Here is an 18,205-nt window from a genome sequence, read left to right on the forward strand (position 1 = left end):
GCCGAATACCTTCTTATTTCGGTGTTAAAATATTCTCCTATTCATTCATCGCCTCCCTCCTACGATATATATAAAGCCGATATCCAATTTATGGATATCGGCTTACTTACAACTTAGAATGAATTCTACTTTGTGACGTCTTCCGGTGTTATTTAGCTGTATATAGCTCTTCCAAATTCCTATCAACAGTAATGACAATGATCTTTTCACCTGTTTTCGTGCTGATATCCGAGTGAGTGCTGATAATAGACACGTCCATGACATCTGTTAAAATTTTCTCAAGATATTCTCTTCCACCCTCGAACAGGGAAGTCCGGACTTTCTTAAGCAGCTCAATCCCCTGTGCGCTTTCCGTCAGTTTTTTCTCTGAAGGGCTTAAGAATCCAATCAACCTGACTATGATCATATCATTTAATACATAGGTGCGGATCGTCTTTGGACCCCTTCCCATATATTCAACTTCAAATTTACTGACAACTTCACTGATTTTAGCTTCCAGCTGACCTTTTGTCATATTACATCACCTGTCAGATACAATATCATGAAAACCTTGGCCTGTCAATGTTTTTTTAACCTCATGAAGTAAGCTCCCCGCTTCAATGCCGGAAAGGTATAAGCTGCGGGCGGGGACTTACTTGTGCCCGATCAAGCGGGGCAGGCTATGTCAATAGGGAGGGAAGCCCCTTCTGACAAGCTGCGGCAGCAGTGATGCCCGGCATCATTTTTATTATGGATTTTTGATATTATTTATGGTAGAATATAAAAAATCACTTCTCGGTAATTTTGATTCTAAACGTAAACCGGGATATAAAGGAGAATAAGAATGCTGCTCTGTATTGGCACTGCTCCGTGCAAAGTCTGAAACGGGCGAAACTGCACGGAGTCGATTGAATTCGTCCGTTGGACTTTGCACTTTCAATAAATCATAAAGATTTTATTTGAAAAAGGAGCAAAGTCATGTTAAAAAATTTAATAACAAACATCGGGGAACTTCGTGATTTCCTGATTTTATGGATTACACAGTCATTTTCGTCCCTGGGCAGTGCAATGACCAACTTCGCGCTGGTGATCTGGTCTTATCAACAGCAGGGATCGGCTCTCACCACCTCGTTATTGGCCATCTGTTCTTATGCGCCCTATGTCCTTTTGAGCATTTTTGCAGGTGCGCTGAGTGACCGGTGGAACAAAAAGGCTACGATGCTGCTCAGTGACAGCTTTGCGGCATTGTGTACTGTTTCCGTGCTTATTCTGATGACAACTGGGAAACTCCAGATTTGGCATCTGTATTTGATCAACACCTTGAATGGATTGATGAACACGGTACAGCAGCCGGCGTCGGATGTGTCCATCAGCCTGTTGGCCCCGCAAAAGCATTACCAGAAGGTCAGCGGGATGCGTTCCTTATCCAATTCGTTGGTTACCGTACTGACACCTATGCTTGCTACCGCCCTGCTTTCTTTTGGAAGCATCCGTCTTGTCATCCTGTTCGATTTAATTACATTTTCCATCGCGTTCCTATCGCTGTTATGCTTTGTCAAGATCCCTCAGGTCATAGAAGGTCGCGGCTTAGAGAGGGAAACGGTATTGCAGTCTGCCAAAAGCGGCTTGCGTTATCTTAAAGATAACCGGGGAATTCTGGATCTGATTCTGTTTTTGGCTGTTATCAATTTTACTGCTTCCATCTTCAATGCCGCCCTGCCCGCTATGGTACTGTCACGTGCCGGCGGCGGAGAACTGGTCCTTGGCATGATCAATACCGTTACAGGAATCGCAACGATGGCTGGAAGCATTTTGGTTTCTATCCTGCCTCCGCCTAAAAGCCGGGTTCGCGTGATTTGTAATTGCCTGCTTTTTTCCATGAGTACCGAGAACTTTATCCTTGCTTTTGGCAGGAGTACTCCTGTATGGTGTTTTGCCGCGATCCTTGGCTGGATGTTTATCCCTGTTATGAACGCCAATATGGATGTCCTTTTCCGTACAAAAATCCCTATTGAAATGCAGGGCCGCGTCTATTCAGCAAGGAATACCCTGCAGTTTTTCACCATTCCCCTGGGATATCTTTGCGGCGGTATTTTGGTAGACCGGGTGTTTGAACCGTTTATGGCAGGGCAGACGGCTGGCAGTCTGTGGACCCCACTGTTTGGGACAGGAAAAGGCTCCGGCGCAGCGATGTTATTTTTTGTGATCGGGTTTTTGGGTGCATTATCATGTCTTCCGTTTCGGGCGGACAGAAATATTTGGAAACTGGAGGAATCGTTATAATAAATAAAACCAGGGGGTAGTTTATATATGAATAAACCAAAAGTAGCGTTTGTATGCGTTCATAATTCCTGCCGAAGCCAGATAGCCGAAGCTCTTGGCAAGCACCTTGCCTCAGATACCTTTGAAAGCTATTCTGCCGGGACAGAGACCAAACCGCAAATCAACCAGGACGCAGTACAGCTTATGAATCGACTTTATGGAATTGATATGGAGCTAACCCAGCATAGCAAGCTCCTATCTGAGATTCCTCCGGTTGATATTGTTGTAACAATGGGCTGTAATGTAAAGTGTCCGTTCCTGCCCTGTAAATACCGGGAAGATTGGGAACTTAACGATCCCAGCGGCATGGATGATACTGTATTTTTAGAAACAATAACCCATATCCGGGATAAAATTTTAAACCTTAGAGATCGTATCCAAAACGGAACTTTATAAAGGAGGCTGGCAGGTGCTTTGGCACTTGCCGGCTATTTTATTGCATTCGGCAATCATACGGTCCATGCCTGTGAAAGCTGGTTAAAATTTTCTTCCATATATGGTAAGATAATGATAAGGAAAAATTGTTTACTCATTATTAATAGCAGGAATTTAATCAATAATTCTAAGGAGGTGATCTTATGACGAAGGATAAAGCAGATAATAAATATGACGATTTGATAAGAAAGCTGAAAATTGATTGTAAAAAATGCAGCGGCTTATGCTGTGTTGCTTTGTACTGCACAAAAACAGATGGTTTTCCTGCCAATAAAGAAGCTGGAACTCCATGCAAATATCTGGATTCAGATTTTTACTGCAAAATCCACTCCAAACTGGCCGGCAAAAATTACAAAGGTTGTCTGGCCTATGACTGTTTCGGAGCTGGACAAAGAACGACTCAGCTATATTTACCAGATGGAACATGGAAAGCAAATTTTAAACAGAAAGATAAACTCTTTCAGATATTTATGATCGTATATCAGCTGCATCAGATGCTATGGTACCTGGCTGAGGCATTTACTTTGACATCAGATGAACTTCTAAAATCAACGATTGATTTGCTTATCTCCGAAAATGAACAAATGGTACAGCAGCCCATGGATCATATGGCAATGCTGGATCTCTCAGAATACAGATCAAACGTGAACAGCGTATTGAAACAGATAAGCTCGGATATTTCACCAATTGCTTCATCAAATCAATTTCACGGTTCAAACTATTTAGGGAAAAATTTCAAGAAAGCAAATCTTGACAGAAAGAATTTCAGTATGTCATTCATGATCGCTGCAAACTTATCAGGATGCAGCTTAAGGAAGACGAACTTTTTAGGTGCTGACCTCCGTGACGCAAACATAAAAAATGCCGATTTGAGTAAAAGCATCTTTTTAACACAAATGCAGATCAATTCCGCAATCGGAAATTCGAATACAAAAATTCCCATAAATTTAACCCGCCCGGCAACATGGGAAAAATGAGCCGGTTTTTCCGATATGGTTACGTGGTAAACTTATACCAGATTAGCAAAAATAGTCGAGAAGTTTCTCTCGCTGTCAATGTAAGATAAGGAGCATAAGGTGGTGAAAAAATGGGAGAAAAAATCGAGGCTGTTCAGAGAATGCAGGATTATATTGCAGGGCACTTATCAGAAAGTATCACACTGACTGCTTTATCAAGCGTTTCCTATTATTCGCCGTGGTACTCCTATCGTCTGTTCCTGCAGCATACCAGCATGACGCCAGCCGATTATATCCGGCGCCTGCGGCTCTCCAAGTCAGCAATCAAGCTGCGGGATGAATCCTGTAAAATTTTAGATACTGCTTTGGAACTAGGATTTGGCAGCGTAGACGGCTATCAGCGGGCGTTTTTCCGTGAGTTTGGGTGCAATCCCAGGGAGTATGCGAAAAGCCCCGTTCCGCTCTATCTTTTCACGCCTTATGGAGTCAAATATCGAACACTCAGAAAGGAGAAACAGATGGAAACTGTAAAAAGTGTATTTGTGCAGGTGATTGAAAAGCCGGAACGAAAGGTACTTATCAAAAGAGGGATAAAAGCTGCCGACTATTTTGCTTATTGTGAGGAGGTTGGCTGTGATGTGTGGGGGCTTTTGCAAAGTATCAAATCCATCAGCGGCGAACCGGTTTGTATGTGGCTGCCTGCAAAATTAATTGCCCCCGGTACCTCGGAGTATGTGCAGGGAGCCGAAGTGCCTGTGACTTATGATGGAGTTGTTCCTGATGGATTTGATGTTATTGTGCTTCCTGCCGCAAAATACCTGATGTTTAAAGGAGAGCCATTTGCTGAAGAGGATTACTGTAAGGCCATTGAAGATGTGCAGACAGCCATCAGTAAATACGATCCGGCTGTCATTGACGCACAGTGGGATTCATCAACCCCCCGCATCCAGCTTGAGCCTGTCGGCACAAGAGGTTACATTGAACTTCTGCCAATCAAATGACAAAGAAGCACAAGATGGCTTAAACAAGCCGTCTTGTGCTTTTAGTCATAAGCTGAGAATCATTCAGTGATACAGCAGGGCAATGGTTTTATATTTCTACGCCAAACGCTTCAAATGTCCTGATTAACTGATCGTCTAATTCCAGTTCCCCAGCAGCCGAAAAGTCCGCCAGCTGTTCCGTCCCAGATACCGCTCCCACAGGAAATACCTGGATAGGCCTGTTTAAGAAATATGCCTGGGTCATGGAGTATACGGACACGCCATAATCTTCTGCTGCGCGGCATAATACTCCGTATAATCTTAAATTTCTTTCATTCATATAGGCTTCCTTCATTTTCTCAGGCATAGTACTATCGTTCCATGCCTGCATGACATCTTCCCTGGTCACCTCCCCCTTAGGTATGGGGACTCCTTCTTTTTTAAGCTTTGAAAAGAACCCATAGGCAGATGAGGAGAAAGGAACCATTGGAACCTGCCATTCCTCATGCCATCGGTACATTTCCATATCCATTATCACAATGCTTTCATCATGGTTTAAATTTTTTCCCGGATTTATGCAGGCACCGCTCCACTGGTTTGACACTGCGCAAAATCCCTTAAGTCCATGACTGGCTGCGTATTTTCTGGCCTCCTCCAGGCGTTTTCTTTTGTAATTAGAAGCACCATAATACCGGATCTTTCCCTCTTTGACAAGCTCTTCCATTATTTCCAGGATTTCACCTATGTCCTTGTTTTCGTCATCCCTGTGCAGCCAATATAAGTCGATGTGATCCAAACCCAGGGTTCTCAGACTTTCATTCAAATCATGAACAACATCCGTCCGGTTCACCCTTGAGACATCCGGTGCAGAAAAATCATAGTGCCCTCCTTTTGTGGCAATCACCACATCATTGTAGGCCCTTCTCGACTTCAACCATGCGCCTATATACTGTTCACTGGAATTATTCATTCCGGGAATCCACTTACAGTATACATTTGCGGTATCGATAAAGCTCCCCCCTATGTCCTTAAACCTATCCATCAGCTCAAATGACTGTCTGCAGTCCAGCTTACTACCAAAATTTCCAGTACCCAGGCACATGGCGCTAAGTTCCAGTTCCGTTCCTTTTAATATTTGCTTTTTCATCGTTACCTCACTCTCATATTTCCCCTTTGCCTCTGTTGTTCCATAAGAAATAAGGTACTGCCTTGACGGTCATTTCCTCTTCTCTGGACTTATTAGGCATATATAGGACATCTTCACAAGACTGTGCAATCTGTCTAAGCTTTTGGCCTTGACCGTCACGCAGTCTTCCGGCATCTCAAAATCCTTCTGTTTTGTCTAGGACACTGGTAAAATCATATCATATTTTTTCATACTTCTCCATTTATTTTTTAACTTTCTGTCTTTTCCCCAGTATTCTGTTTAACTGAGATTTTAGTGAACAACTAAGGAAAAAAATTTCCATGCGACCGGTTATGGATCTAAAAATACCATAAAATGTATAAGAGCTGCTGCAAAAAAGAAGATATTTATTCTTCTTTTCGCAACAGCTCTTTCGTTCCACCAATGCAAGCTTTACTTTCGCTTTGCCACTACAGCTAATCCGCTTCTTTCAATTTCCATCCAAAGCCGCGAAAAATAACCTATATTCCTTTACCAATATCCCGCCTCATATACTTATTCTCAAAAGATACCCATTCCGCCGCCTGATAGGCATTTTCTCTGGCTTCCCTTAAATCTTCTCCGACTGCCGTCACTCCCAGCACTCTTCCGCCATTGGTCACCACTGTTCCTCTGCCGTCAAACTTACTTCCTGCATGAAAGGCAAAATATTTCTCCTGTCCCTTAAATGCTTCCAGCCCGGCAATGGGGTACCCCTTTTCATACTTCTCCGGATAGCCCTCTGATGCCAATACCACGCAGACTGCCGCATTATCTTCAAACTGCAGGTCTATCTGATCCAGAGTTCCGTCAATGCAAGCCTCAAAAACCTCTACAATGTCATTCTTCATCCGAGGAAGCACCACCTGTGTCTCAGGATCACCAAACCTGGCATTGTATTCCAATACTCTGGGGCCTTTTTCCGTCAGCATCAGTCCGAAGAATATAATACCCTTAAATTCCCGGTCCTCTGCTTTCATGGCATCCACGGTCGCCTGATAAATATATTGGTTACAAAATCTATCCACTTCTTCCGTATAAAACGGACTTGGAGAAAAAGTTCCCATCCCACCTGTATTAAGGCCCTGGTCTCCGTCTTTTGCCCGCTTATGGTCCTGGGCAGATGTCATGATTTTAACAGTCTTTCCGTCCACAAAGGAAAGCACCGATACCTCCCGGCCCGTCATAAACTCTTCCACCACGATCCGGTCTCCTGCGGAGCCAAACCGCTTATCAAGCATTAAATCCCTGACCCCGTGTTCCGCCTCTTCTCTTGTACTGCAGATCAGGACTCCCTTTCCCAAAGCAAGGCCGTCAGCCTTTAACACAATGGGCATTGGAGCTGTTTTCACATAACTTAATGCCTCTTCCAGAGAATCAAAGACTTCATATGCCGCTGTAGGAATTCCATACTTTTTCATTAAATCCTTGGAAAATGACTTGGAACCTTCCAGCAAAGCCCCGCGTTTTTGCGGGCCGAACACCCTTAGGCCGGCTGCTTCAAATGCATCTACAGCTCCGGCAACCAGAGGATCATCCGGTCCTATGATGGTTAAATCGATTTCCTTTTCCCTGGCAAATACCACCTGCCTGTCAAAATCCATGACTCCTATATCCACGCATTCTGCAATCTCTGCAATTCCTGCGTTTCCAGGGGCGCAATATATTTTATCAACCTTAGGGCTTCTGGAGATTTTCCATGCGATAGCATGTTCACGCCCGCCTCCGCCTATGATCAAAATCTTCATTACGATTCCTCCTGTCCGTTCGCAATCATCTGTATGGCCTGGGGAAGGATCAGCCACTCCGCCTCTTCCATGACACGCCGCTGCAAAGTCTCCGGCGTATCTCCTTTCCGGACCTCAACCGCCTTCTGTAAAAGAATCGGCCCCGTATCCATCCCCTCATCTACATAGTGGACCGTTGCTCCCGTAACCTTCACCCCACGGGCCAGGGCAGCTTCATGAACCTTAAGCCCATAATATCCCTTTCCGCAGAAAGACGGGATAAGGGACGGATGAACGTTGATGATCCGGTTCCTGTACTTTTGTATCATGGATACCGGAATCGCAACCAGATATCCGGCCAGAACGATCAGATCAAGGCCGTACTGGTCAATCTTTGAAAGAAGCGCTTCATAAAAGTCCTCCCTCTCCTGAAAATCCACAGGAGATATGCAGAGAGCCTCAATTCCATGATTTCTGGCCCTTTCCAGGGCATATGCGTTCCGGTTATTGCTGATGACCACCGTTACCTCTGCATTGGTGATTCTTCCACAATCTATCCCATCTAAGACTGCCTGAAGGTTGGTTCCCCCGCCGGAAACCAATATACCGGTTTTCAGCATAAGGCCACGCCCTTTTCTCCTCTTTCCGTGTGGCCGATCACATAGGGAACCTCCCCGGCCCCTCGGATTGCTTCCATAGCCGTATCCACATCCGCCGGGTTCACTGCAAGAATCATTCCGATTCCCATATTATAGGTATTGTACATGATCTCTTCCTCAATACCGCCTTTATCCGCCAGCAGACCAAAGATGGCAGGCACTTGATAGCTGCTCTTTTCAACCACCGCCCGGATGCCCTCAGGAAGCATACGGGGAATGTTTTCATAAAAACCGCCTCCGGTAATGTGGCTGCAGGCTTTGATCACTGCTCCGCTGTCTTTTACGCTTTTTAATGCATTAACATAAATTTTTGTAGGAGTGATCAGCACTTCGCCAAGAGTTTTTCCCAGTTCTTCATAATAGGTATCCAGGCTTTCTTTTGTCATGTCAAACACCTTGCGCACCAGAGAAAAGCCATTGCTGTGAATGCCGGAGGAGGCGATTCCAATGAGTACATCCCCCTCTCCCACATCAGCCCCGGTAATAAGATCCTTCTCATCCACCACACCGACTGCAAAACCGGCCAGATCGTATTCATCCTCAGGATAAAACCCCGGCATCTCCGCTGTCTCACCGCCGATCAAAGCAGCATTGGCCTGCTTGCAGCCGTTTGCAACTCCGCTGACGATCTCTGCGATTCTTTCCGGGTAATTCCTGCCGCATGCAATATAATCCAGGAAGAACAAAGGCTCCCCGCCTGCACAGGCGATATCATTGACACACATGGCCACACAGTCGATTCCAACGGTATCATGCCTGTCCATTAAAAATGCAAGCTTCAGCTTTGTGCCTACCCCGTCGGTTCCTGATACCAGAGTTGGTTTCTCCATGTTTTTAAAAGCTGACATGGAAAATGCCCCGGAAAATCCCCCGAGTCCTCCAAGAACCTCAGGTCTCATGGTTTCCTGCACATGCTTTTTCATTAATTCAACCGATCTATATCCGGCTTCAATGTCCACTCCTGCATTCTTATAATCCATTTTTTCTCCTCGCCTCCGATTTTCTCACTTCTTCATCTGGGATAAATATTCCTGATAGCCGATCTGATCTAATTTCTCCGCTTTTTCTGCTACTTCATTTTTTAAGTTTTCCGAGTATTCTTTAAGCCTTCCTAAAAGCTCCTCGTCACTGACCGCTAAAATCTTAGCTGCAAGGATTCCAGCGTTAGTTCCTCCGCCAATTGCAACGGTGGCAACCGGAACTCCGGAAGGCATCTGGACAATAGAATAAAGAGAATCCACTCCGCCAAGGTCCGAAGTCTTCATGGGAATGCCGATCACCGGCATTGGAAACAGGGCCGCACACATTCCCGGAAGATGAGCTGCCTTGCCTGCGCCTGCAATTATGACCTTTACGCCTCTTGCTTCTGCCGTCTTCGCATATTCGAAAAATATATCCGGTTCCCTGTGGGCGGAGATCACCGTCATCTCAAACTCCACTCCCAATTTTTTCAAAACATCTGCAGCCTGAGCCATAACAGGCATATCAGAATCACTTCCCATAACAATCGATACATTTGCCATAGTAAATTCTCCTTTATTTTGTTTGATATGAGGATTCATTATTTACAGTAATACAACTTATTAGATAAATTAATAATTGAAGCTTATTATTTTATCTTTACTTATTAATTATAATACAAGTTTTTTTCTGCTTCGTCAATGGTTTTCTAAAAATTTTGCCATCGCTCATGGGGAGTACAAAAAGGGCGGGAGAACCGGAAAGATATCTTACTCTCTCCGGTCTCCCGCCTGACAATGTATGTTTAATACTTTCCGCCTCCAAATGAGGGTTCTTCAAAATAAACCGGATCAATGTTAACAACCGGGACGTCATGAGATTCTCCATAAACCGGCTTTTCCGCCCGGGAATCTCTGGGTTTTGAGGATTTCACCTTTTCCTCCTCGCCCTCATAAAGGTCAAAGCCTTCAACAAGTCCCTTCATAATCTGGGCCTGGCCTGACAGTTCTTCACTTGCCGCAGCACTTTGTTCTGCTGTGGCAGAGTTCGTCTGAACCACGCAGGAAATCTGGTCAATTCCCTGTGCCACCTGATCAACTGCCACCGCCTGCTTGTCAGAAGCCAATGCAATCTCTCCAATAATTGCGTTAATGCGCCTGCTTCCTTCCACGACTGCCTGCATCGCTTTCGCTGTCTCAGCAGTAATCTTGGTTCCGTTTTCCACGGCATGCATGCTTTCTCCGATGAGAAGCGTGGTGTTCTTTGCGGCTTCTCCAGATTTGCTTGCCAGGTTACGTACTTCATCCGCCACAACTGCAAAGCCTTTTCCGGCTTCGCCGGCACGGGCGGCTTCGACGGCTGCATTCAATGCCAGGATATTGGTCTGGAATGCGATATCCTCAATGGTCTTTATAATCTTTCCGATTTCATTGGACTTATTACTGATCTCCATCATTGCCTGGTTCATTTCCGACATCTTCTCACTGCTCTTTTCCACATTCCTGGTTGATTCCTCTGATGTAGAACGAGCCTCTTTTGCATTTTGGGCATTGACATTTATCTGATTTGATATATCGCTTATAGCAGCTGCAAGCTCCTGAATGGAAGAAGCCTGTTCCGTTGATCCCTGGGACAATGCCTGGGCACCGGAGGATACCTGTTCCGATCCGTTGGCTACCAGATCCGCCGATTGGTTAATGCGGAAAAGGGCTTCGCTTAAATTATTCCTGATTCCGTGCATTGCCATAAGAATAGGCTCATAATCCTGGACATATTGTTCCTGGTGCTTGGAGCTGACCCGGAAATCACCGATTGCCAATGATGTCAGCAAGCTGCTGATATCGTCAATTATGTTTCCAATCTTGGAAATGGTGGTCCGCATGCTGTCGGCCAGAACGCCCAGCTCATCCTTTGACTCGTAATTTAACTGGATATGAAGGCTTCCCTTTGACATCTCTTCTGCCGCCTTCTCAATCTCTTTGACCGGCGAAACAATGCTCCTAGTGGTGAAAATCGAAAGGCCCAGGGTAGCTAATACAGCAAGGAGCTGTAAAGCGACCACTACCGTCTGAGTGAATCCCGCCATCTGCTGGGCGTTCTTATAATTGGCATCGGCGTCTCCCTCGACGAAGTCACTGATCTTTACCAGATCCTCCTGAACCTTGGTGAAATAAGGGTTTAACGATTCAAAGAATATATCCGCTGCCTGTCTGGTTTTATTTTCCCTTGCAAGACCAAATACCTGATCCTTATAAGGCTGAGCCTCATTTAAGGTATTTTCGATGCTGTCCACCAGGGACTGGTCCCCCTGATAGTTTTCCCTTAAAAATTGTATCTTGTCATGGAACGTTTGAAGATCCGCTTCCGCAGCATCAATATATTCCCCTGTAGTCTTTAAATCAAGGCTCATGGTTGCATATCCCACATTTTTAGCCGCAGACTGAATATCACGTCTCATCTCAAGTGTCCGTACATCGATCTGGTGTCCGTTGTTAAAAAATTCTACAAACTTACCGTTATTTTGCCTTAGGCTTATCACGGAGATTGTGGAAACTAATAAGAACAGCACGAGGATAGCTCCAAAAGCAAGTCCAATTCTTTTACCAATCTTTAAATTCTTCACCTTTGTCCTCCATTCACTTTATCTATCCTATATTTGTATACGAATGAATCAAAGGGATATGATTTCATATTCCGTTGATTCATAAATTCAAGGTTGAAAGAAGTTTTTCTTTCAACCTTAAACCTTTGTATATCATATCGGCATGTTCTTTTATTTTATAAGCTTTTTAAATAAAATTTATTAAATATTTGGATATTTTTCGTTATTTTAAACAATTATAGACCTGCCATTGGAATATTTAATTCCTCTGTGCCCTTTAATACGAATCTGCCGTCATCAATAATTAAAATCCTTTTTCCGGAAGCCGTGACAGCCTCGATCTTATCCAGTTCCGCATAAGGTATGGTAATATCCGTATGGCAGCTGAAATAGGCCTTTGATACATCTTCTTTCCTGAGAATGGAAACCTCATTATCTCTGGCGATGATCTCCTTCCCATTAGGATTATAAACAGGGCTGTCCTCCGCCCAGCTGTAACAGGTGTCACCAACTGCAAAGTGGGGGCCCATCTTTTCCACAATGAGGATAGGCAGTTTATCGAGAATTCCGAACTTACGTGCCATGGCATAAGCCGTGGTATTGGTTCCTATGGCAAATTCTCCCATGGGAAGGGTATCGTGGTTCTTTAAGATCACCTGTTTTACAAGTGCTTTTCCTTCCTCCTGATCCTCAAAATTGCTGCAGGAATAGTCCTTTATCATACCATTTTCAAAAGTCATGACAAGGTCTTTAAACTGGAAATCCGTAATATATACCGTACTGACAGCCAAAGTTCCTTCCGTTCCCGTAAGTCTTGGGGACGTAAACACCTCTCCAAGAGGAATGTTCACATCAGCCACACAGTTTTCAAATTTTGTTTCCTTATCCCTGTCTTTTAACGGGTGAAGGGCCACTTTCAAGTGGGTCTTGTTGTTTCCCTTGCCCGTTACCTCCACGTAATCAGCCTCATCGAGAACATCGATAACCGCCTGCTGGATTGCCTTATATTTCTCGTAATCAAGGGTGTTGATGGCAATGGTCTCTTCAAATATCTTCTCAAAGTCTTCTCCGATTTCCGGTACCGGGAAAGCTATAATCGTAAAGCTGGTCTCATCTCCTGGTACGTATTGATTGACAATTCTTGAGGTTTCATTAGACATTTCCGCTGAAAGCTTTTCCTGTCTGGCATCCAGACGGCTGGCTTCCGGCTTATTTACCGGCTCAAAGCCTTCTTTTCCAAAGGTTTCCATTACCGCAGGGCCGGCAAAGGCTGCTGCCTGTTCTTTGTAGGTTTCATAAGCCACCTTCAAAACAGCCGCTTTCCGGTCTTTAAACGCTTTATTCAGATACAGAGCATCGTCGTACCGATGATCGTAAACATACTGTCTGTTGGGAGATGTGCTGTAGTAACCGTTCTTCCGGCCGGCATTGGTATTGACTGTCCAGACAGCCGCACGGCAAAGGATCACTTGAAGGCCAAGCTTTTCAAAATTCTCCATGGCATACTTCACCATGCGTTCAAAGCCCAGCTCATAGCGGATCTGCACCGCTCCCTTTTTCTTTAAATCCCTTCCCATTACCTCAAAGCCTTTGCGGTACCCTTCTGTGTAGGTATCCGCCATAAGGCGCACCGTTTCCTCCGGAAGGGAATTTAAGAACTCTGCGGTTTTTAATTCTGAATCGGAAATATACTCGCCAAAGTAATACAAATACCGAAGATCATTTAAATCATTGTCCCGGATGATATCCGTTGCAAAGGAAAGCGTCGGGTCAAGCCCTTCTCTGACCCGGAAAGTAACCGTATGGTCCGTATAATCGCTGACAAACCAGTAGATCACTTCCTTTATTCGGGAAACCTCAGGGATTTCCTCCTCAAATATGTTGTAAATTTCAATAAGCGTTTCATTTAATATGGTTAGATCCGTAAGCCTCCACTCGTGGACAAAAACAATGTCTCCCCGGATCTCCTTATACAGATACGAAAGAAGCTGGCCATAGCCCTCTCCCAGCTTTGATACGGCATACGCCGGGTTTGCATAGCTCTCCTCATAATGACCGGGTAAAATATCCTGGTAAAGCTTCTGGTTCCATTCACTTAAAACCTCTGCTGAAGCTGCTTTCTGGTCTCCGGACTCAATGAGCCGGAGATACTCCCCCATCATGGTGATAAAGGATGCTGTCCTGGCAAAATAATCACGATACGGTTCCGGCACGGTTTGTTCCGATACCATATGGCCGATCCGCTCCATAGACAGTTCAAAGCGCTCCTTAATATTCTCATTTTCCTGCTGAAACATCATTTGATAATCCATAATCCTTACCCCTTCATTCCTATAATGATAAGAACTGCCCAAAGAATGATAAGGCTCAGACTGATCCCCATTCCCACTTTAGACAGTATGTATTTTTTTTCCTTTTCAAAGAAAGAGAAAACACCATAAACCATTGAAAATAATGAAATCAACAGACTGCAGAAGCAAACAGCCGCTACATTAAGCTGTGCCTGCCCTTCCGCCATTACAGAGCTGATGATTCCAATAATTCCAAGTACAAGTGCCCCAACCGCAAGTCCCAGGCATAGAAAGCTTCTCTTTGCAAAGGATTTCCTAATATAGGACACTTTTTTCTGCTTTTGCACGCTTTTTCCTCCTTATTCTTACTCTTGTATACTGTACAATTTTGTAAAGGATGTATCCCAGGATACCCCCCAGCGTATTCAGTATCATGTCATCTACATCAAAGCAGCCCACCTTGAAAATAAGCTGGATGGTTTCAATGCATAAGCTGAACAGAAAGCTTAACAACGTCGTATTAAACCAGCAGCGGCTCCTGCGGCTGATGATCGGAAGAAAGAAACCACAGGGCATAAAGCCCACGATGTTTCCCACAATGTTCAGCAGAAAGGACTTCAGTCCGACCACATGGCGGTAAATAATAAAGCGCCGTATTTCTTTAAACGGGGTTAAGTTGTATGCATATTCCTGCCGTGCATGGCTTCCCCTGCCGAAATAATCGGAAAAAAATAAAAAGTATGCCAAAAAGATCAGGTAAAATATAAAGATTACCCAACCCATCTTCTGCCGTTTTGTCGCATTTCTAATCATAACAGCTCCATCTATAGGCGGCGCTAAGGAAAACAAGTTTTCCTTAGCTGCCGCGGTATTCGCTAAATGAATATGCAAACATATTCATTCCGCTCATTACTCGCGCAAAAAAGAGAGAGGCTGCTTAAAGCCACACCTTTCCACCAGCATCCTCTCCTATAATAACAGTTAAAATGTAATTTCAGATTTTCTCTTCAACAAGAACGCTCCGTTTATAATTGATATGGTCCCGGCGGCAATTCCGATAACTGTCACTACAATACCAACACCTATGCTTAAAGCTCCAATATTTCTCATCGTTTTATAAACTCTTTCCATACCAAGTCTCCTTTCATCTCTCTCGCCCATATTCTCTGGGCATTAAGGTATACCCGCAGGGTGTTTCTTCTCTCCTGCCCATGCTCTCTGGGCATTAAGGTATACCCGCAGGGTGTTTCCTCTCTATCGCCCATGTTCTCTGGGCATTAAGGTATACCTACAGGGTGTTTCTTCTCTATCGCCCATGTTCTCTGGGCATTAAGGTATACCCGCAGGGTGTTCCTCTATCGCCCATGTTCTCTGGGCATAAAAGTCCCTGAAAGGGATTATTTTATGCCATAGACTTCGTAATAAGCGTCAATGGCCTCTTTTATACCATCATTAATAATAACTTTTCCATTATACTCCCTGTTATGCAGATATTCAATGACTTCTGCCATGGAAACGATGGCGGCGGCTTTAAATCCATACTTTTCATGGATCTCATCCAAAGCTCCTTTGTCCCCTTTTCCCTTTTCCATGCGGTTTAAGGAAACCATAAGGCCTAAAATCTCCACATTTCCCTGAGCCTTAATAATGGGGAAGGTCTCTTCAATGGATTTTCCGGAAGTAGTCACATCCTCAATGATCACCACCCGGTCTCCAGCCTTTATGGGGCTTCCCAGGAGGATCCCTGCATCACCGCCGTGGTCCTTCTCCTCTTTTCTGTTTGAGCAGTACTTGATTTCCTTTCCATACAGCTCGTGAAAAGCGATGGCGGTGGTAACGCTTAAGGGGATTCCCTTATAAGCCGGCCCGAACAGAACATCAAAATCATCTCCAAAATTATCGTGGATGGCCTTTGCATAGTATTCACCCAGCTTTTTAAGCTGTGCTCCTGTCACATAAGAACCTGCATTCATAAAAAACGGGGATTTTCTTCCGCTCTTCAATGTGAAGTCGCCAAATTTAAGGACATTGCTGTCTACCATGAATTCAATAAATTCCTGCTTATACTGTTCCATATTGTCATTTTCTCCTTATTTTATGCGCTTTACAGCGTTTTTCTATGTAGTGATTAAGGCGTTTTGTACCATTTTTGTACCATTTTAAAAATCATGCCTCTTTCTGTTCCATTTTCTTCATCTCTGCAAATAGCGTATCCTCAGTCACATGACAATATAAATCCATCGTCATTTTAAGAGTTCCATGTCCAAGAATTCGTTGTAGCGTTTTCGGTTGTACTCCATTTTCGATTGCCCGTGTTGCGAAAGTATGTCTCAGGGTGTGCGGTGTGAAATGCTTAAAATTAGCATTCACTTTTTGTATGTTTTTTATAATGACACCAAGACACTCTTTGACCAAAAATAATTGTGTAGGCTGATTATTCCTCGTAACAAATACAAGATTTTCATAACCACTTAGGGGTTCTTTCCCGGCAAGCATAATTTCCTGTTTTTGTGCCATCTGTCTTTTCAGAGCAAGTATTGCCTTTGCTGTCAGAGGAATAACCCTTCTACCGTTGTTAGTTTTCGTATCATGCATTTCGAACACATATTTACCATCTTTACAGAAATAACATAGGGTATGTTGTACGCTTAAAGCTTTTCCCTTTAAGTCAACATCAGACCACTGTAGTGCGCATAACTCACCAATTCGCATACCAGTTTCAAGAGCCAATTCAAATAGATTGTAATAGAAACGCCCCTCTGCCATAGACAAGAATGTTTCAGTTTCTTCTCTTGTCAGCACTCTTTTTTCTTTTTTATCTTCTTTGGTTATGACCGTATTTATCTGTTTTGCTACATTCTTTACAATTAAATCACTATCCAATGCCTTATTAAGTATATCAACCAATATTTTCTTAGAATTGCTTCGCTCGTTATCAGAATTTAATTTATTAATGGCTTCTTGCATAGTGATAAGATTAAGTTTAGTTAATTTTCTCCAACCCAATTCATCTTTTATACGCTTGTAACGTGTCGCATAGGTTTCCTTGGTTGAATTTCTGCAGTTTTTTTTGCACGTACTTAACCAAACATTGTACCACTCGTCAAGCGTCATGTCTTTTCTTGTTACATTAATCTGCTTTTCGTCATGATACTGCTCTTCGCTCAACTTTTTCGAGATATCAGACTGAGTTTTTGCATAAATTATCTGTCTTTTTCCGAATCTATTTGTAAACCTTGCCAGATACATACCGTCCTTACGTTGCAAAATACCTTTGCCTAGCTCTTTCCCATTGAGTGACTTACCCATCACTTACTCCTTCCTATGCAAAAATCGGAGGGAAAGAATCTAAATTAGAACATTCACCCTTGATTTTAGCATAATTACCATATATTTTCAATTACATAATTTGATTTAACAACCATGAATCTAATCTGCCCTTATGAGCATACAATCTATTACCAATCCGAACAGTAAATCCATTTTGGGGGTCATGTAACAGTTCCCTCGCCTTAGTTGGCTTTATAGACAAATACTCACAAAAGCTCTGTAAATCTAACAATGCTCGTTCCATTGTTGATGATATTTTTGTGTTTATAACTATCTCCTACCTTCCATTTTTGTATGCAAAAAGAGCAAACAGCTTAAACCGTTCGCTCTTTGGATAATTTTTAATACATATTATTATATAGGGCCTAATATTCTTCACCTATTTAGTAATTTTTACACCATTCAAATATATTCCATCTGCCCGAAACTCATAATTTCTCATTGAATTAGTATTTTGTATATAAAGCGAATCCCAGTTGTTTTGAGGCGCACATACCCATACCAAATCATCAATATCCAGATTAATATCGGATTTTGCTATGTATTTTTTATTTTTGTATAATATTGTATATTTATCATTTGTTTCCTGGCTGATAACTTTTGCCCGAAAAGTCCTGTCATATCTCAATGCATCTTCCTTGCTTGTAAATAAGTAATTAATATCTTCGGCTATCCTTTTATAAACTTCTTGGAAATTCAAATAAACACCACCTTTTCTTAATAAAGAGGACTCAAAGGAGTCCTCTCAGACTGTAGACAAAATCCAGGGCATTCACCCTGGATTTGTCTTGTAACAGAG

Annotated in this window: 19 protein-coding genes; 4 read left to right on the forward strand and 15 right to left on the reverse strand. The window is 43.4% G+C overall.

The features are described from left to right. Positions 1-148: 148 nt before the first annotated feature. A complete protein-coding gene (locus RT269_RS17260; protein ID WP_025232512.1) occupies positions 149-514 on the reverse strand; it encodes a DUF2294 domain-containing protein in 366 nt (121 codons plus the stop codon). A 443-nt stretch (positions 515-957) separates the two neighbouring features. Here RT269_RS17260 and RT269_RS17265 point away from each other — a divergent pair, with 443 nt between their 5' ends. The 4 genes from RT269_RS17265 to RT269_RS17280 all read left to right on the forward strand — a co-directional run bounded on the left by RT269_RS17265 (position 958) and on the right by RT269_RS17280 (position 4,693). Next, positions 958-2,262, forward strand: a complete 1,305-nt coding sequence (locus RT269_RS17265) for an MFS transporter (protein WP_313184412.1) — start codon at positions 958-960, stop codon at positions 2,260-2,262. Positions 2,263-2,289: 27 nt separating this feature from the next. Further along, the gene (locus tag RT269_RS17270; RefSeq protein ID WP_313184414.1) at positions 2,290-2,697 is read left to right on the forward strand and encodes an arsenate reductase ArsC; all 408 of its coding nucleotides are present in this window, start codon (positions 2,290-2,292) and stop codon (positions 2,695-2,697) included. Between the two features lie 182 nt (positions 2,698-2,879). Further along, positions 2,880-3,713: a pentapeptide repeat-containing protein gene (locus RT269_RS17275; RefSeq protein ID WP_313184416.1), complete on the forward strand. Its 834-nt coding sequence runs from the start codon at positions 2,880-2,882 to the stop codon at positions 3,711-3,713. 110 nt (positions 3,714-3,823) lie between these two features. After that, positions 3,824-4,693, forward strand: a complete 870-nt coding sequence (locus tag RT269_RS17280) for a helix-turn-helix transcriptional regulator (protein ID WP_313184417.1) — start codon at positions 3,824-3,826, stop codon at positions 4,691-4,693. Positions 4,694-4,781: 88 nt separating this feature from the next. Here RT269_RS17280 and RT269_RS17285 read toward each other — a convergent pair whose 3' ends face one another. The 14 genes from RT269_RS17285 to RT269_RS17345 all read right to left on the reverse strand — a co-directional run bounded on the left by RT269_RS17285 (position 4,782) and on the right by RT269_RS17345 (position 18,106). After that, a complete protein-coding gene (locus tag RT269_RS17285) occupies positions 4,782-5,819 on the reverse strand; it encodes an aldo/keto reductase (protein ID WP_313184419.1) in 1,038 nt (345 codons plus the stop codon). A 13-nt stretch (positions 5,820-5,832) separates the two neighbouring features. Further along, on the reverse strand, positions 5,833-5,919 hold the full coding sequence (locus RT269_RS30435; protein ID WP_442913828.1) for a hypothetical protein: 87 nt from the start codon (positions 5,917-5,919) through the stop codon (positions 5,833-5,835). A 400-nt stretch (positions 5,920-6,319) separates the two neighbouring features. Continuing rightward, the gene (gene purD / locus RT269_RS17290; RefSeq protein WP_313184421.1) at positions 6,320-7,585 is read right to left on the reverse strand and encodes a phosphoribosylamine--glycine ligase; all 1,266 of its coding nucleotides are present in this window, start codon (positions 7,583-7,585) and stop codon (positions 6,320-6,322) included. Then, positions 7,585-8,184: a phosphoribosylglycinamide formyltransferase gene (gene purN, locus RT269_RS17295; protein ID WP_313184422.1), complete on the reverse strand. Its 600-nt coding sequence runs from the start codon at positions 8,182-8,184 to the stop codon at positions 7,585-7,587. Before purN ends, purD begins: the two co-directional genes overlap by 1 nt. Beyond that, positions 8,178-9,203 (reverse strand): phosphoribosylformylglycinamidine cyclo-ligase, encoded by a 1,026-nt coding sequence (gene purM, locus RT269_RS17300; protein WP_313184424.1) that lies wholly within the window; start codon positions 9,201-9,203, stop codon positions 8,178-8,180. Before purM ends, purN begins: the two co-directional genes overlap by 7 nt. Positions 9,204-9,227: 24 nt before the next feature. Beyond that, positions 9,228-9,746, reverse strand: coding sequence for a 5-(carboxyamino)imidazole ribonucleotide mutase (gene purE / locus RT269_RS17305; RefSeq protein ID WP_313184426.1), 519 nt, complete (start codon positions 9,744-9,746; stop codon positions 9,228-9,230). Positions 9,747-9,988: 242 nt separating this feature from the next. Next, on the reverse strand, positions 9,989-11,806 hold the full coding sequence (locus RT269_RS17310; protein ID WP_313184427.1) for a methyl-accepting chemotaxis protein: 1,818 nt from the start codon (positions 11,804-11,806) through the stop codon (positions 9,989-9,991). Positions 11,807-12,021: 215 nt separating this feature from the next. Continuing rightward, complete coding sequence (locus tag RT269_RS17315; RefSeq protein WP_313184429.1) at positions 12,022-14,097, reverse strand: aminopeptidase; 2,076 nt, start codon at positions 14,095-14,097, stop codon at positions 12,022-12,024. A gap of 5 nt (positions 14,098-14,102) precedes the next feature. Beyond that, complete coding sequence (locus RT269_RS17320; protein WP_313184430.1) at positions 14,103-14,423, reverse strand: calcium:proton exchanger; 321 nt, start codon at positions 14,421-14,423, stop codon at positions 14,103-14,105. Further along, positions 14,392-14,889 (reverse strand): VanZ family protein, encoded by a 498-nt coding sequence (locus tag RT269_RS17325; RefSeq protein ID WP_313184432.1) that lies wholly within the window; start codon positions 14,887-14,889, stop codon positions 14,392-14,394. Before RT269_RS17325 ends, RT269_RS17320 begins: the two co-directional genes overlap by 32 nt. Before the next feature lie 168 nt (positions 14,890-15,057). After that, positions 15,058-15,207: a hypothetical protein gene (locus RT269_RS17330; protein WP_025232499.1), complete on the reverse strand. Its 150-nt coding sequence runs from the start codon at positions 15,205-15,207 to the stop codon at positions 15,058-15,060. A gap of 266 nt (positions 15,208-15,473) precedes the next feature. Next, entirely contained in the window at positions 15,474-16,151 is a 678-nt protein-coding gene (gene pyrE, locus RT269_RS17335; RefSeq protein ID WP_313184434.1) for an orotate phosphoribosyltransferase, read from the reverse strand. Positions 16,152-16,242: 91 nt separating this feature from the next. Beyond that, on the reverse strand, positions 16,243-17,385 hold the full coding sequence (locus tag RT269_RS17340; RefSeq protein WP_313184435.1) for a tyrosine-type recombinase/integrase: 1,143 nt from the start codon (positions 17,383-17,385) through the stop codon (positions 16,243-16,245). A gap of 400 nt (positions 17,386-17,785) precedes the next feature. Next, on the reverse strand, positions 17,786-18,106 hold the full coding sequence (locus tag RT269_RS17345) for a hypothetical protein (RefSeq protein WP_313184437.1): 321 nt from the start codon (positions 18,104-18,106) through the stop codon (positions 17,786-17,788). Between the last annotated feature and the right edge of the window lie 99 nt (positions 18,107-18,205).

The organism is Lacrimispora sp. (assembly GCF_032078915.1).
Classification (GTDB): Bacteria; Bacillota; Clostridia; order Lachnospirales; family Lachnospiraceae; genus Lacrimispora.